Below are 14,932 nucleotides of genomic sequence, written 5' to 3' on the forward strand. Positions count from 1 at the left end.
ATCTAAAAACTATATTTCTTATTATAACGCTTAAATATTGGGAACCAATCAATATCATCTTCATCATACCAAATTATTGGCAATGTATTATCTGGCGTATTATGAAAGAATCCCAATAGCAATTGGCAGTCTCCCCATCCTAATGCAGCGTAATCACTTAATTTCTCTAATTTATCGCCCGTATGCCCTTCTTTCTGATTAATATTATAGAATAATGGTCTTCCTAGTCTATAACAAAATTCCCTCGTGAAATCTTTCTCAAAATAAAGGTTGTCTCTTTGTGGAAATACTCTAGAATTAGCATCAAAACATTTATAAGTATCATCTAATTCTATCACCGCTTCTACTCTATCATATAATCCACTCTTTTTTACATTTTTTATTCCTGATGATGTTGCAAACAACATCAGGTAGGAAATTTGTATATCAGTGGACAATTTTTTTATTTCATCGACACATGGTTTTATATTATTATCATCGGATGTTGCTTGTGAGCCGGAACCACAAAAGTCATCTATAAAAACATAATGTTTGACTTCTGGAAACTTTAATTTAATAGTCGCTCCGCTTCTATCCAGTATTTCATCGGTATATACAAACAACTTCTTTGATAGTTTATTCTCTTGTCTAAAAAAATACAGTAAATGCGCCCCGCTTTCAGATGGATTACCAACACCTATAAATCTCGTGTTTTTTTCCTCTTCTTTAAATTTCTCTTCTATCAAATCAACATCAAGGGTATCTTTGTTGTTTTTCCGTATTGATTCAATTAACGGATATCTATATAAATCGCGAAATAACGATTTTAATAAATTCCTCATAGGAACAGCACCAAAATACATAAACTTTGATAGTAAATACAAGGCATGTAGTTTTTCTTTATCCGAAGAAAAGTTGCTAAGCCATTTTTCTATTGATGGATTCAGTACTCTATTGTCCCAAAGTGTTTCATTTAGGACTTTAATTTTAGCTTTAAGATTTTCCTGTATTTCAATTTCTGTCATACTCATTTTTTGAAAACTAGAATCCATTCCCTTGAAATTATATCCGCTGTTTTATTACGTTTCGTCATCAAACCATAGGATTTAATATCATCAATCAATTTAAATTGCAAAACCAATCCTTTACTTTGGATATATTCAGTCAAGTATTCTTGTGTATTAAACTCAATATCACACACCTTATTGTTACCTACTACTATGATTAAGAATCCTTCATTTTTTAAAACTCTAATGGATTCATCAAGGGCTATTTTCATTTCAAGCAGGTAATTACCAACAATATATGCTCGAAGCTTATTCTTCTCAAACAATGTCTTTAGTAATTTGTCTGCATTTTTAATTCCTGTCTTTACCTCTTTGAGTTCGGATGATAAATAATTCTCTCTTCCTATGCTCTTTTGGTCAAGTGCTTTTAAATCTTCATCTACCGTTAAACCTAACCAACCAAGATTAAGGCTTGATGAGCGAATGTATTTTTGCGCTCCAGCATAAGGAGGTGAAGTGAGTACCATATCCACACTCTCGTCTTTAAGCCGCGCTGATTTATTAATCGCTTCTGTTAAAACTTTCGCATCTTCAGATATCACTTTTGAAGATACCTTATCTGAAATATTGGAAAGACTTTTTACTCGTGAAATATTTTCAATACTAATGGCTTTAAACTTATCAAATACATTTAGTGTATTGAGTTCCACGAGCCGTTTTTCTATTTTTTTATATTGGTTACCGTTCTTTTCAAATCTATTAGGGTTGAGTTTGACAGGAACGGCTATTCGGGGATCAGCATAACTTACTTTTTTTATGCAATTTGAAAAGCATACTTCAAAGAACGTTTTATATTTATCATCAGGTAATTCATCTACTGCACGACGGATTTTCGCTAATTGAATTTGTGTTTTTTCGGGAAACCAAAATTCTCTATTTCTGACATCAGGAAACTCTATTTTTCTAAACGATTTCGCTCTTGACAATAATGCAGTTAACATTAGCGTCAATTTTTCGTTATTAAGTTTTTGAGTTTTTACAGTTGCGATTTTTTGTGCTAGAGGATTTGCATCAGCACCCACAGCATTACGCCCGGCTAGATTTGCTTCAAGAAAAACTGTTCCCGTACCACAAAACGGATCTAACACGGTATCTCCCGGTTTGGAGAAATATGCATTATTTAAAAAGAAATACGGAATATGCGGCAGTAATTTAGCAGGATAGGCATGAATCAAATGGGTGTACCTGTCGGCTTTATTCATTTGAGGAAATAAGGCTCTAAAGCTAATAGGAATAGGTTTGTCTGAATCCAAATATTTTTGAATAAAATATTCAGTTAACGCCTCATTTGATTTATATTTTAACAACTCCTTATCCATAAATTTATACTGCAATTGGAGCTTTTATTCCCGGATAAGGATTGTACCCTTCTAATTGGAAATCTTCGTATTTAAAATCAAAGATGTTTTTTATTGTTGGGTTTACCACCATTGTTGGGTATGGTCTGGGCGATCTCGAAAGTTGCAAATCAACTTGCTCAAGATGGTTCATGTATATGTGAGTATCACCAAAAGTATGAATGAATTCACCAAGTTGTAAATCGCAAACTTGTGCAACCATCATCGTTAGCAATGCATAAGAAGCAATATTAAAAGGAACTCCTAAAAATAAGTCTGCACTTCGTTGATACATTTGGCAGGACAGTTTATTATCTGCCACATAAAACTGGAATAACGCATGGCAAGGAGGCAGTGACATCTTACTAATGTCTGCCACATTCCATGCACTAACTATGATGCGCCTTGAATCAGGATTACTTTTTAGAGTATTGACAACTTGGCTAATCTGGTCAATATGTTGACCATCAGGTGATGGCCACGAACGCCATTGATAACCATATATTGGGCCAAGTTCCCCCTCTCTATCAGCCCATTCGTCCCATATGGTCACTCCATTTTCTTGCAGATACTTGATATTTGTATCACCCTTTAAGAACCAAATTAGCTCGTGGATTATGGATTTTAAGTGTACTCGTTTTGTTGTAATCAGCGGAAACCCTTCATTTAAATCAAATCTCATTTGATAACCAAAAACACTAAGCGTACCTGTGCCTGTACGGTCAGACTTTTTTGTCCCGTTATCTCTCACATGCTTTAATAGAGTTTCATATTGATTCATAAAATTATACGCATAAAATTGGCTTTGCAAAGTTACGAATTTATATCCAACTGGCAAAGCGCAATCAATACAACATTTGATGTCTTTTCCTGCCGCAAATTAGTATCAAAATCACATCTTCATTTTCGACTTAAGCGACAAAATGGAAAGACAAAAATTCCCCAATTTTCAAAACACCCATAGACAACCCCGGACACAAGCATCCACCCTCTTAAATCCTTGCAATCAATCCATTACTTAGCCTTACTTTCGTTCTGCATTAATATTAATGCAGAATAAAAACATATTTATTATGGACGAAAAAAAAGTAAAAAATGAAGAACCTAAAGTCTTTCTGACACAGGGCGAAGATGGCAAGTTGAAAGTCATCACAGGAGAACAGGACGGCAAGCTAAAAACAGCCGATCCCAAGAAAGAGAATGCCGATCAGTTTATGAAGATTGACACTAACGGTAATGCGTTGGAGAATTTCTTCAAGAAGTTTTCGGCACAGTTCAGCCACCCATCGCACACGGGTGTTTATGCTGTCAGCGCGTCTGCGGTAGACAAGGTTGCGGCTTTCTTTGACAAACTTATCCGTATCGACCACAAAGACAAGGCACTCGACCCGTACCGTGTCAAGTTTGATGGTAAGATACGCATAGAAGTAGAGTTTACAGGCAAATATCAACCTTTAGACCTGAACAAGCTCAACTGGAAAGAAGTTGAAAAGTTGGGCGTTTCCGGTGAGAGCTTGCAAGATGCCCTCAAAGCAATGGTTTACGGGCATAAGTCGCCCGGTCTGGTCGATATTAAGCCTGCCGTTGACGGACAGGAATTTCCCATGCAAGCCCGCTTATCGTTGGAACAGCAGCCGGACGGCAGTATCAAAATCGCTACCCATCCCAAACAGGAGCAGCCTGATTTTGAAAAGCCGTTCATGGGAGTTGTCTTTACCGAACAGGATAAAGAGCAATTCCAAAAGACAGGACACGGCGGGCGTGTATTCGACCTCGAACCCGTAGCCGGAGGCGAAAAAGTTCCTTCGCTTGTTTCCCTCGATAAACTCACCAACCGCTTTGAGGCTATGGCGTTGAAGGATATTTATATTCCGCAGACCTTGAAAAATGCCCCGCTTTCCGAAGAACAACAGCAAGGACTGAAAGAGGGCAAAGCCGTTTGGATTGAGGGTATGGATAAGAAAGTTAAACAAGGCGAACAACCCTCAAAGATTGACCGCTTCGTTCAGTACAACGCCGCCAGTAAAAACTTTGATTTCAAGTTCAGCGATGAGCAACGCCAGCAGTTCAATCAAGAGCGGCGAGCCAAGCAGGGTGAGGGACAGGCGGAAGGTCAGGAACAGAAAATGCCTAAAGCCCGCAAACTCGGTGAGATATGGGTCTATTCCAAACAGGGCGGCGTACAGCTATCCCGTGAGGATTTCGACAAGCTGTGTAACAAAGAGCCTGTCTTTGTCAAGGACATGGAATCACAGAAGCCCAAACAACAGGCGGATGCTTCGGGAGCGCAAAAGGTGGAAGCGACCGACCAGAAAGGACAGAAGTACAATGCGTGGGTATGGATTGACGAAAACAGGGGTAAGGTTCGCCATACCACCAAGCACCCCGATCAGGTACGGGCTATCGAAGCGAAGCAGGCGGCACAGAATACGCAAAACATCAAACCCGCTGCCGAGAGTAAAACGCAGGTCGCCGTCAATAACGAGGGTAAGACCAACGAAGCGACCAAGCATTCGACCGAACCGCTAAAGAAAGGTCAGTCGCAGCCTACCGAAAAGCAAGCGGAGAAAAAAGAGCAGAAGCAGGAACAGAAACAATCTCCTGCCGCTCCGAAGAAAGGGAAAGGGCGCAAGATGTAATCCATTATTTCAACCACTAAAAAATCAATGTTAAAATGAAAATTATAATTGCAGAAAAACCGTCTGTGGCTAAGAGTATAGCAGCCATAGTCGGTGCAAACAATAAAAAAGATGGCTATATAGAGGGTAACGGGTATGCCGTTACATGGGCTTTCGGGCATCTGGTCGGGCTTGCCATGCCGGAGCATTACGGCATCGAAGGTTTTAAGCGAGAGAACCTGCCGATACTCCCGAAAGAATTTAAGCTGTTGCCCCGTCAGGTAAAAGAGGGCAAGGAGTATAAGAACGATCCCGGCGTAATGAAACAGCTTAAAGTAATCAAAGAGTTGTTTAATAGCGGGGATGAAATTATTGTGGCTACCGATGCCGGACGTGAAGGAGAACTCATATTCCGCTATATATTTGAGTATATAGGCAGTTCACTTCCGTTCCGCCGTTTGTGGATAAGCTCACTTACCGACAGAGCAATCAAAGACGGTTTCCAAACCCTACGTCCCGGAAGTGATTACGATAACCTCTATGCTTCGGCGAAAGCCCGCAGTACCGCCGATTGGCTTGTCGGCATTAACGCAAGTCAGGCACTTTCTATCTCCGCAGGCTATGGTGTCTGGTCGCTCGGCAGGGTACAGACACCGACACTGGCGATTATTTGCAGCAGATACCTTGAAAATAAGGATTTCAAGCCGCAAACCTATTTCCGTCTGAAACTGCATACGGCGAAAGATGCTGTGGCTTTTCCCGCCCTTTCGGTGGATAAATTCGTTACCCGAACCATCGCCGAAGAAGTAACGGCACAGGTCAAAGCTGCCGGAGCGGTTAAGGTTACAGGCGTAGAGCGTAAGGAGGTCAAACAGGAGCCGCCTTTGCTTTACGACCTTACCACCCTTCAAAAAGAAGCCAACAGCAAGCATGGTTTTTCGGCAGATAAGACCTTGACAATAGCACAGGCATTATACGAAGCGAAAAAAATCTCGTACCCACGAACAGGCAGCCGCTATATCTCCGAAGACGTACTGGAGGAAATACCGCACCTGATCGCTATGCTTCGTTCGCATCCTCTTTTCGGTGCGTATATCGACAGCAGGTTCGATACAACGCTTAATATCCGTTCGGTGGACGATACGAAAGTTACCGACCACCATGCGCTGATTATTACGGAAGATCCGGCTACCGGATTATCCAAAGACGAACAGCTTATCTACGATATGATTGCCGGGCGTATGCTTGAAGCCTTCGGCGAACGTTGCATCAAAGAGAACACCACCGTTTCGCTTGACGCGGGCGGCGTACACTTCTCCTGCAAAGGCAGCGTTACGCTCGTCCCCGGTTGGAGGTCAGTATTTAACTTTAAGGACGAGCCAAACGATGAGGACGATACGGCAGTTCTGCCCGCCCTCATAGAAGGTGATAGTCTATCTGTCCGCGATTGCGAAATTCAGGAGAAGCAGACCAAGCCCCGCCCGCTTCATACAGAGAGTTCATTGCTGGCGGCGATGGAGAGTGCAGGTAAAGAAGTAGAGAACGAAGAAGAACGGGAGGCGATGAAAGACTGCGGTATCGGAACACCCGCTACCCGCGCGGCGATTATTGAAACCCTGTTTTCCCGCGAGTATATCACCCGTGAAAAGAAATCCCTTGTACCGACAAATAAAGGGCTGGTGGTCTATCTGGCGGTAAAGGATAAGAAGATTGCGGACGTTGCCATGACCGGGCAATGGGAACAAGCCTTGAATAAGATAGCATCGGGCGATATGGAGGTATCGACATTCCATAAAGCAATAGAGGTTTATGCTTCACAGATAACATCCGAATTGCTTGATATGACATTTGAATGGCAGGATAACCGCCAGTCATGCCCTTGCCCGAAATGCAAGAACGGGAATGTGATTATCTACAATAAAGTCGCCAAGTGCCAGAATGAAGCCTGCGGGCTTACCGTATGGCGTTCCATTGCTAAAAAGGAACTGACGGACGGGCAACTGACAGACCTTTTGATGAACGGCAAGACTGCCTTTGTTAAAGGTTTTGTAAGCAGCAAAACAGGAAGCACTTTCGAGGCAGCAGTCAAGTTCGATGCGGACTATAAAACGGTCTTTGAGTTCCCGCAGAATAAAGGTGGTAGCAAAAAATGACGTTCTAAGTAAAATCTTCATTATCCTTTCATAAGATACTCACGCTCGACAATGTTAAAATGAATTTTGCACTGTTCTCGCTTAATCGTATCTTTGCCACTGAAAGACTTTGTTTTACGATTCGGAATAGTCGTTTAACATTGATCTTTTAGTGGTGGGCATCCGGGGCAAGGCTTCGGATGCCTTTTTTGTATTTGCTACCTTGAAAGTTTCAGAATACGGACAGCACCGCGTATCACTATCAGAAATATTATTATACCAATAATCAAGTCAGGTAGATTGCTCCCAAACCACCAAACGAGTAACCCGGCAACGATAACCCCAATATTTATAATAACATCGTTCGCCGAGAAAATAATACTTGCTTTCATGTGTGCATCTTTACTTTGGGTGCGTTGTAACAACCAAAGACATACGGAGTTTGCCGCTAAAGCCAATAGCGAAATTCCAATCATGGCTTGAAACTCCGGTATAACTTCCAAACCTACAAATCGCCGGATAACCTCCGATAAACCGAGCAAAGCGAGGATTATTTGTAGAATCCCACTCCACAATGCCACCCGTTTTTTCTTCGCAATTGCAGCGCCGACTACCATTAGGCTCATACCATAGACCAACGCATCAGCTAACATATCAAGGCTGTCGGCAACCAAGCCCATAGACCGGGAAATAAGCCCGGTTGTCATTTCTATAAGAAAGAAACCGAAATTAATAGCAAGGACTATCCATAGGACTTTTCGTTGCCGGGAATCATCTTCTGCTATAACTTCTCCTTTTTCCTCAACGGAAACAACAAGGTGCGATCCTAAATTAAGTGAATCGAGTTCTGCCGAAATCGGTTCTACTTCCCCAGTATGCCATACATCGAGCGTTCGCCCGGATAGGTTAAACTCCAATTTCTCAATCGTAGTTATTTCCGTCAATTTCATGCGGATAAGATTTTCCTCACAAGGACAATCCATTTTATCTATACGAAAGGTCGTTTGTTGCATATTAATCACATAATTGCGGCCTACAAAGATACCACTTTTAGTCCATATCATAAGCTCGCATTTATAAATAAAAGCGACATCGTTTTCCCCCTATAAACCAGGCATTCCCAATCTTTTACTATTAACGGTTCTTCTTTCGTTCGGTTGAAACGGCAGCATCTTTTATCTTCCTTATCGGTTAAGACAGGAAACCACATCATTAAATAAGAACCATCATTCATAGGCGTAAGCATTAAAAATCCGGCTTCTTTCATTTTCCACCTTAACACATACGGCAACTGCCCCGGCAGGTTATTTTCTATCATGGCGCAAAGGTGTTTACGGAATCTTAACGGGCAGTAAAGTACAAGCCTTGCAGGTTCTCGGAAAAATCTCCACGCCGTATAAGTTCAGGGTAGTATTTTATCCGTGAATACTTGACAGCCCTAATTCCTACACCGGAAATGCACCTGAATAAAAAATCAACCCGGCAGATGCCGATTAAAAATTAAGATTATGGAAAATATATCAGAAGCACGGATTTATGTAGGAACTTACGCTAAGTATAATGACGGTTCAATAGAAGGTAAGTGGTTAGACCTTTCGGATTATTCAGATAAAGAAGAATTTTACGAGGCTTGCCGCGAGTTACACAAAGACGAGGAAGACCCCGAATTGATGTTTCAGGATTGGGAATATATACCCTCCGGGTTAATAGGAGAAAGCTGGCTGTCCGATAACATATTTGAAATTATCGAAGCCATAGACGATATGGACGATGATAAAAAAGCAGCATTCGAGGTCTGGCTGAACCACGAAAGCTACGATCTTAGTTCCAAAGATATAAACGACCTGATTTCCTCCTTCGAGGATGACTTTCAGGGTGCGTATAAAGATGAGGAAGATTATGCTTACGAAGTCGTTGAAGAATGCTACGACCTGCCGGAATTTGCGAAAACTTACTTTGACTATGAAAAGTTCGCCCGCGATTTGTTTATGACCGACTACTGGTTCGATGACGGTTATGTGTTCCGGCATTCATAACTGAACCGGAAACGATTTTTAGGCGGAGCAATCCGCCTTTTTAGTGTCTGTCTATTGAAAATTGGATGATGAAACTAACGACAAACATTTATCTGTCTATTTTTGCATTTGCATTTATTTAAATCTGTCAAATACTGATAATTTTGCGATTATACCTTCTTCTATCAAGTTATTTATTAATTCCATATCTTCAGCATCAGTATAATTGGGGAAGAACTCTTTTTGAAAACTAAGCATATAAATGAAAAAATCAAAAAATAGCTGGATGTGATTATTTAAAGCAACAATAGTATTGGTTGAATCATATTCTGGCAAAACACTATATCCAATTTTATTGTCTTCCATTTTCATCATGATTAGAGCAAATGGCTCTGTTTTTGCGGAATGGGCAATTTCAGAGAACATCCCATACATATTTTTCAAGTTTTCACTTACATTCCCATTTCCAACATTAGGTGTTTTCCCTTTTAATTTATGAAGACTTTCTTTATTGTTAACTTTCTTGTCGATCTCTGATAATCTCGCAATTAATTCTATTTGTTTCCTTTCTAATACAGTAGCCTCTACTAATTCACTATCAAGAATATGTTCGCTAATTATCAACTGTGTTCTAAGAAAAGAAACAATCAATGCCAATTTATAATTATCTATTTCACCCATTCCGCTGATATTTTCAAAACGGTTTATTATTGACACTACATAGCTATCCATTAGCCCTAATATCTGCAAAACATTAGGATATTCCTTTTTAATCATAGATTGTGAAATTTCTCTTGCTATCACAATTTCTTTTGTATAATTCTCAATCATAACATTATTAATTTTAATTATGGGAATTGCTTGTTGAGGTCAACAAAAGTAGTATATAATTGGGAATCAGTCGTTACTTCTGTTGTCTAAAATAGCAAACCCCGCTCTATCTCACGACAGTACGGGGCTAAACAATGGATAAATAAGAAAAGCTAATTGGATGGTTCAGGTTCAAGTTCTTTTTCGCTGTTATTATCACCTTTAGAAAAATGGTCGCGGATGAATTTCTCTACATTTTTCTCCGTATAAAAAATCTTATGATGTATTGTTATATAGGTTAATTCGCCCGCAGAGCGGTAACGCTGCAATGTCCGTTTGCTTACGTTCAGCAGTTGGCACAAGTCCTGATTATCCAAAAGCCGCTCACCATTCAGTACGTTATGCCGTCCGCTCATTATATCCATAAACTTATCCAATCGGTCAAAACGTCCCATGAATTGCTCGAACCATTCCCGCATCCAATCTCTCAATCCTTCGTCCTCGTTCATGGCTTACCTCCTTCCGTTTTATCGTTTCTTATCACACGACCGGATAGCAGACGTTTGACTTCCGCCAACGTGTATCTCGCTTTACCGCCTCGAATGGAATATGTTATTTCTCCATTACTGCGTAATCGCTGCATGGTGCGTTTACTTACCTGCAACATAGTTGCGGCTTCTTGGTCGCTAACCCAAACTTCCGAAGGATCGGGTTGTGGGGTTGCATGCTCTTTCGCCTGCTTTTTTATATCGGAATGAATACGCTCGATTTTTCGCACCAGACTTTTGTACGCTTCCGATTCTATGGTTATTACTTTCATGCCCGTAACTTATTGATTCGGTGCAAAGTTCGGGAGGATTAATATGCCGATTTCACAAGTTTACCCAAGTTGGGTATTAATTTATTTTAGAATTGATTTATATTACTGAAACATAACATAATAGATGAGTGTTGAAAATCCATCAAATAATTGAAAGGAACTAATTCGAAAGAAAACATTCTTCTTAACCCAATAAAAAGCAAAAGTCCCAAGTTGGGTAAACTTGGGACTTCTATGGCAAAGCGGCTAGACCTTTATTTCATTGCAATATAGCTCGAAAAAGGCTTTCTTGATCGCATCTCTTGTCTTAATAAACTCAGATTGTATGAAATCTGTTGTTCCTATTGCTTCAGAAGGATCTTCAAAACCTATATGCAACCGTTTATTTACTTTCCCTGAGAATGTAGAGCAATGTTCATTTGCACCGGCACAAACTGTAATAACGTAGTCCCAGTCATCATTCGTATAATCATCCACATTATGGGGCGTGTGGTGCGAAATGTCTATTCCAACCTTCTGCATAACTTCTATTGCTTTAGGATTTACTTGCCCACTTGGCTGTGTTCCTGCCGAATAAACCAGTAGTTTGGGGTCAAAGAATTGCAAGAAACCATGTGCCATTTGGCTTCTGCAACTATTGCCTGTGCAAAGAATAAGAATTTTAGGTGGATTTTTGTTTATTATAAGTTGCCAGTGCCCGACATCACGCCATTGGTCGAATTTCCAACCAATTTCTTTCATATGCGATACCTGTTTGAAGCCAAAACTTTCATGCAGACGTACACTTCTTTCATTCGGAGTGCAAATGCCGGCAATAAGAGAATGTATGTCTCTTTTATATATTTCTTTGAAAAGATACTGGTACAAGATTGTGCCAAGACCTTTGCCTTTTTGGTCTTTCTCCAGATATACAGTTACCTCTTTTGTGGATGAATAAGCACAGCGGTTATTCCAGTTGTGTAGATAGCAATAACCTACTATTTTACCATTTATCTCTCCAACAAAATAAGGAAAGTCATCATCTAAAAAAGCTGCTATTCGATGTTTCATCTCACTTTCACTTACGGCAAGCGTTTCAAAAGTTACGGCAGTATATTCTATATAGTAGTTGTAAATATCGCAGATTTCTTTTGCATCAGCTAAAGTTACATTTCTGATTTTCATTCCTCACTCCTTTTTATAAATGATCTGGACTATACTGTTTTCATAAGCCATACAATTCTGCAACTTCCATTTGGATTCTTTGGAGCTGTCAGGAAACAGCGGTATTCCGTTTCCAAGAAGAACAGGGATAGTGGTTATTATCATTTCATCAACCATATTCTGATTGAGAAGCATTGTTGTCAACTGACCGCCGCCGACAAGCCAAATGTCTTCACCATTTTCTTCCCGAAGTTTTGAAATCTCTTCAACTATATTCTCCGTAATAAAGTGAATGTTCTCTTTTACGCCCATCGAATTGCGGGAAATAACATAGGTCGTTTTGTCCTTGTATGGCCAAACGAAATCCATATTCAGAATATCCCGGTATGTTTGTCCGCCCATAATAACCGTGTCAACGGATTTGTAGAAATCGTCGTAACCGTAATTCGTATCCGGATTGATCGGATATTTCGTTAGCCAATCCAAATCCCCATCACTCCTGGCAATGTACCCGTCAATGGATGCTGCTATGTATAACTTTATTTTCTTCATGATTTTCAAATGTTATGCAAAATACGAAAAAAGCGTGGAACTCACACCATTTCGACGTAGAGGCACTGGTATGCCCAATAAGCGAAACAGATAGAGTCCACGCCATACTTTCGTATAGCATGAACACTTCATCTGTCGCCTCGCTTATTTTCAAAAATTACCAGTTTTCTACATCGAGACGTTCAGCGAACGTTATGTTATATCTCTATGAAGTATCTAATATACTTCTTATTCTCTTTATTTTACGCATACAAAGATACTATATTTAATTGGCTTATTTGCTGTCCGCATCGTCCATTCTTCGGGTTAACGCCTTAATCAAACGATTAAGGAATTCTGTTCGATTGGTTTTGCGACCTCTGATTTCTAAAAATATATGGTAAATATCACTCAAATCGACCTTGAAAATTCTTCCGAAAATGGTCGCCAATGCTTTTATTTCTATCATTCCCGAATTGATGCTTTTTTCTTCGTGGATGCTATATATGAGTTCCCCTAATGCCGTTTTTTTGTCCGTCCATTGGGCAGGAGGTAATTCTTCATCTACTTGATAGCCGTTTTCTTCCTGATACTTCAATTTTGATAACTCGCAATTCAGATAAGCCGCCAACATATCGTTGGCAAGCAGTTTAGCAACCTTGAAATCAAAATTGGTCGAAAATTTAGGATCGCGCTCGAAATAAAAACTTTCCAGATTCAAATCCATTTCATGACGACCTCTCACAAAATAGAACTCATCAAAACAGGTCTGCCCCGAACGGTAATACTGGATAAATTCAACATTTTTATTGCAGAAGTCATTTATCTGGCTATGTTCTTTTTCCAGATATGTTTTTATGGTTGTGTAGTTTGATACAGGACGATTAACTTCCAGATAGTATATTTTACGAAGATATATCAGCTTGCTGAACACTTTGGGTTTCGTTTCTTTGAAAAATGTCACCTCCTCCTGTTGGGTAGAGAACTCATATGCTGAAACAATTACCTTCAATTCTTCAAAAGCATTTTCCATCATCAAAATCATAGACGGAACGTTTTGAACTATATCATACAGTTCCAATTCTCCCGCTTGTATTGACGCATTTAGTTCGCTGATTATTTTTTCTATTTTATCTTTCATAAGAGTATCCGTATAATGAAAGTTGATCGAATCTTTAGAATCTTAAACCGATCTTAAAAGAAATGGAATGATGACTTAACTGTTCTTCGAATTCTTTCAAAAAATAGTTGTCGGTATGCCTTTTCAGCCGTTCCAGTTCCTGTAATTCATAGCCAACAGCCAGTTGCAACTTCATTTTATTTTTCAGCGGGTATTGAATCCCGATAGAAGGGTTCATGAAAAATCCGCCGTTGGTATTACCGGACGGGGCAAAAGAATATCCGGTAGCATATTCGGCATAAGGCGTAAACTTTCTTTCCCTGCCGATTTGAGACCTTATACTTCCATACACAGGGATAAGCGCTTTCTCATAAAATGATAAGCCCGTTCCTACTCCGGCAGACCATCTATCGGTCAGCTTGTAATACCCCAAGACCTGCCATGTGAAAGGAGTGGAGGACGGTGTACTCATGGATAATCCCGTTCCGATAGTCGTTGCGAAAGATATTTTACTTTCGCCATTGGTTTGCGCTTTCACGCTACTAACTGCAATACATAGAAGTATAATAAAGATAAATCGTTTCATATCATTGAATATTAATGGTTATTTCTTTTGCGATCTTTAATGCGGATGTCAAAGAAGATGTGTCGGGATAAATATTCCCATTGCTTCCGTCAGGACTGCTATGCCCAATGATTGTTGCCGAATATTGCTTCTTGTTGGAATCGAGGTCTATTTCTGCCGAATAAACCACGGCGGGTTGTCCGCTACCTTCTTTACCACCTGAATAATTTGCATCCCCTTCTTTCGCATTTTTAGGGTAATTATCGTTCCAGTCCGTAGAATGGTTCAGTTCTATTTTTACAACGAATTGTTTCAAATCACCGACCGGACGCATTTTTACGTCAAAACTTCCGTGTGGTGTTGCACCGGATATACCGTCAATCAAAGGTTGAACCTTTGTTGGCAGATACAATCCATCCGGATATTGCACTCCACGAGCGTAGCACCATACAGGCAATGATTCTTTCCGTCTGTTACCCCCATTGGATTGCCACGATTCGGTTGCTATCTTGTGACTTGCATAAATGGTTGTAAGGTAGTTACCTGCCAAATCCTCTACCCATATAGCAATTTGGGGTGGATTTTTCTTGTTAATACCCAGAAATGCAGGGAAGTCATGTAACCATTCATCACCCTTTGTTACCAAGACTTTAATGTCGTCCTCTTTGTAGGTAACTAAATCCTTGTCGCAAGAGGTCAGCATTCCCAGTGCTGTAAATCCTGCTACTACTAAATTTTTTGCTTTCATTCTTACTTTATTTATTTGTTAATAATGTGTCCAAGTGGGTACATTGT

At 40.0% G+C, this 14,932-nt stretch carries 16 protein-coding genes; 3 read left to right on the forward strand and 13 right to left on the reverse strand.

Annotated features, from left to right (window positions below):
- Positions 1-2: 2 nt before the first annotated feature.
- Genes D0T85_RS08680 through D0T85_RS08690 form a run of 3 tightly spaced genes read right to left on the reverse strand, consistent with a single transcriptional unit; the run spans position 3 to position 3,164 of the window.
- Positions 3-1,004, reverse strand: coding sequence for a hypothetical protein (locus D0T85_RS08680; RefSeq protein WP_163212302.1), 1,002 nt, complete (start codon positions 1,002-1,004; stop codon positions 3-5).
- 2 nt (positions 1,005-1,006) lie between these two features.
- Positions 1,007-2,365, reverse strand: coding sequence for a DNA methyltransferase (locus tag D0T85_RS08685; protein WP_163212304.1), 1,359 nt, complete (start codon positions 2,363-2,365; stop codon positions 1,007-1,009).
- A 4-nt stretch (positions 2,366-2,369) separates the two neighbouring features.
- Complete coding sequence (locus D0T85_RS08690; protein ID WP_163212306.1) at positions 2,370-3,164, reverse strand: thymidylate synthase; 795 nt, start codon at positions 3,162-3,164, stop codon at positions 2,370-2,372.
- 292 nt (positions 3,165-3,456) lie between these two features.
- On the opposite strand from D0T85_RS08690, the gene D0T85_RS08695 reads away from it, so the two are divergent.
- Positions 3,457-5,022, forward strand: a complete 1,566-nt coding sequence (locus D0T85_RS08695) for a DUF3945 domain-containing protein (RefSeq protein WP_163212308.1) — start codon at positions 3,457-3,459, stop codon at positions 5,020-5,022.
- A gap of 35 nt (positions 5,023-5,057) precedes the next feature.
- Positions 5,058-7,154, forward strand: a complete 2,097-nt coding sequence (locus D0T85_RS08700; RefSeq protein WP_163212310.1) for a type IA DNA topoisomerase — start codon at positions 5,058-5,060, stop codon at positions 7,152-7,154.
- A 197-nt stretch (positions 7,155-7,351) separates the two neighbouring features.
- Here the strand turns inward: D0T85_RS08700 and D0T85_RS08705 are convergent, their stop codons facing one another.
- Positions 7,352-8,197 (reverse strand): cation transporter, encoded by an 846-nt coding sequence (locus D0T85_RS08705; protein WP_239060676.1) that lies wholly within the window; start codon positions 8,195-8,197, stop codon positions 7,352-7,354.
- Positions 8,194-8,451: a hypothetical protein gene (locus tag D0T85_RS08710; RefSeq protein WP_163212312.1), complete on the reverse strand. Its 258-nt coding sequence runs from the start codon at positions 8,449-8,451 to the stop codon at positions 8,194-8,196. Before D0T85_RS08710 ends, D0T85_RS08705 begins: the two co-directional genes overlap by 4 nt.
- A gap of 190 nt (positions 8,452-8,641) precedes the next feature.
- Between D0T85_RS08710 and D0T85_RS08715 the strand changes: the two genes are divergently transcribed.
- Complete coding sequence (locus tag D0T85_RS08715; protein ID WP_163212314.1) at positions 8,642-9,169, forward strand: antirestriction protein ArdA; 528 nt, start codon at positions 8,642-8,644, stop codon at positions 9,167-9,169.
- 114 nt (positions 9,170-9,283) lie between these two features.
- Here D0T85_RS08715 and D0T85_RS08720 read toward each other — a convergent pair whose 3' ends face one another.
- The 8 genes from D0T85_RS08720 to D0T85_RS08755 form a co-directional block, all read right to left on the reverse strand.
- Positions 9,284-9,979, reverse strand: coding sequence for a hypothetical protein (locus D0T85_RS08720; protein WP_163212316.1), 696 nt, complete (start codon positions 9,977-9,979; stop codon positions 9,284-9,286).
- Positions 9,980-10,131: 152 nt separating this feature from the next.
- The gene (locus D0T85_RS08725) at positions 10,132-10,467 is read right to left on the reverse strand and encodes a helix-turn-helix domain-containing protein (RefSeq protein ID WP_163212318.1); all 336 of its coding nucleotides are present in this window, start codon (positions 10,465-10,467) and stop codon (positions 10,132-10,134) included.
- A complete protein-coding gene (locus D0T85_RS08730; RefSeq protein ID WP_163212320.1) occupies positions 10,464-10,778 on the reverse strand; it encodes a helix-turn-helix domain-containing protein in 315 nt (104 codons plus the stop codon). The genes D0T85_RS08725 and D0T85_RS08730 overlap by 4 nt, the downstream gene beginning before the upstream one ends.
- A gap of 246 nt (positions 10,779-11,024) precedes the next feature.
- Positions 11,025-11,942 carry a GNAT family N-acetyltransferase gene (locus D0T85_RS23175; RefSeq protein WP_163212322.1) on the reverse strand — a complete coding sequence of 306 codons (918 nt, stop codon included), beginning with the start codon at positions 11,940-11,942 and terminating at the stop codon, positions 11,025-11,027.
- Between the two features lie 3 nt (positions 11,943-11,945).
- Positions 11,946-12,473 (reverse strand): dihydrofolate reductase family protein, encoded by a 528-nt coding sequence (locus D0T85_RS08740; RefSeq protein ID WP_163212324.1) that lies wholly within the window; start codon positions 12,471-12,473, stop codon positions 11,946-11,948.
- A gap of 274 nt (positions 12,474-12,747) precedes the next feature.
- Entirely contained in the window at positions 12,748-13,593 is an 846-nt protein-coding gene (locus D0T85_RS08745; RefSeq protein ID WP_163212326.1) for an RteC domain-containing protein, read from the reverse strand.
- A gap of 34 nt (positions 13,594-13,627) precedes the next feature.
- Positions 13,628-14,158, reverse strand: a complete 531-nt coding sequence (locus D0T85_RS08750; protein WP_163212328.1) for a hypothetical protein — start codon at positions 14,156-14,158, stop codon at positions 13,628-13,630.
- Between the two features lies 1 nt (position 14,159).
- Positions 14,160-14,885 (reverse strand): hypothetical protein, encoded by a 726-nt coding sequence (locus D0T85_RS08755; RefSeq protein ID WP_163212330.1) that lies wholly within the window; start codon positions 14,883-14,885, stop codon positions 14,160-14,162.
- Between the last annotated feature and the right edge of the window lie 47 nt (positions 14,886-14,932).

The organism is Bacteroides sp. 519 (assembly GCF_010500955.1).
Classification (GTDB): domain Bacteria; phylum Bacteroidota; class Bacteroidia; order Bacteroidales; family Bacteroidaceae; genus Bacteroides.

What these genes read in the sequence shown, in the direction of transcription:
- D0T85_RS08680 (WP_163212302.1), bottom strand. Translation starts at nt 1,004, where the DNA reads ATGACAGAAATTGAAATACAGGAAAATCTTAAAGCTAAAATTAAAGTC.
- D0T85_RS08685 (WP_163212304.1), bottom strand. Translation starts at nt 2,365, where the DNA reads ATGGATAAGGAGTTGTTAAAATATAAATCAAATGAGGCGTTAACTGAA.
- D0T85_RS08690 (WP_163212306.1), bottom strand. Translation starts at nt 3,164, where the DNA reads ATGAATCAATATGAAACTCTATTAAAGCATGTGAGAGATAACGGGACA.
- D0T85_RS08695 (WP_163212308.1), top strand. Translation starts at nt 3,457, where the DNA reads ATGGACGAAAAAAAAGTAAAAAATGAAGAACCTAAAGTCTTTCTGACA.
- D0T85_RS08700 (WP_163212310.1), top strand. Translation starts at nt 5,058, where the DNA reads ATGAAAATTATAATTGCAGAAAAACCGTCTGTGGCTAAGAGTATAGCA.
- D0T85_RS08705 (WP_239060676.1), bottom strand. Translation starts at nt 8,197, where the DNA reads ATGATATGGACTAAAAGTGGTATCTTTGTAGGCCGCAATTATGTGATT.
- D0T85_RS08710 (WP_163212312.1), bottom strand. Translation starts at nt 8,451, where the DNA reads ATGATAGAAAATAACCTGCCGGGGCAGTTGCCGTATGTGTTAAGGTGG.
- D0T85_RS08715 (WP_163212314.1), top strand. Translation starts at nt 8,642, where the DNA reads ATGGAAAATATATCAGAAGCACGGATTTATGTAGGAACTTACGCTAAG.
- D0T85_RS08720 (WP_163212316.1), bottom strand. Translation starts at nt 9,979, where the DNA reads ATGATTGAGAATTATACAAAAGAAATTGTGATAGCAAGAGAAATTTCA.
- D0T85_RS08725 (WP_163212318.1), bottom strand. Translation starts at nt 10,467, where the DNA reads ATGAACGAGGACGAAGGATTGAGAGATTGGATGCGGGAATGGTTCGAG.
- D0T85_RS08730 (WP_163212320.1), bottom strand. Translation starts at nt 10,778, where the DNA reads ATGAAAGTAATAACCATAGAATCGGAAGCGTACAAAAGTCTGGTGCGA.
- D0T85_RS23175 (WP_163212322.1), bottom strand. Translation starts at nt 11,942, where the DNA reads ATGAAAATCAGAAATGTAACTTTAGCTGATGCAAAAGAAATCTGCGAT.
- D0T85_RS08740 (WP_163212324.1), bottom strand. Translation starts at nt 12,473, where the DNA reads ATGAAGAAAATAAAGTTATACATAGCAGCATCCATTGACGGGTACATT.
- D0T85_RS08745 (WP_163212326.1), bottom strand. Translation starts at nt 13,593, where the DNA reads ATGAAAGATAAAATAGAAAAAATAATCAGCGAACTAAATGCGTCAATA.
- D0T85_RS08750 (WP_163212328.1), bottom strand. Translation starts at nt 14,158, where the DNA reads ATGAAACGATTTATCTTTATTATACTTCTATGTATTGCAGTTAGTAGC.
- D0T85_RS08755 (WP_163212330.1), bottom strand. Translation starts at nt 14,885, where the DNA reads ATGAAAGCAAAAAATTTAGTAGTAGCAGGATTTACAGCACTGGGAATG.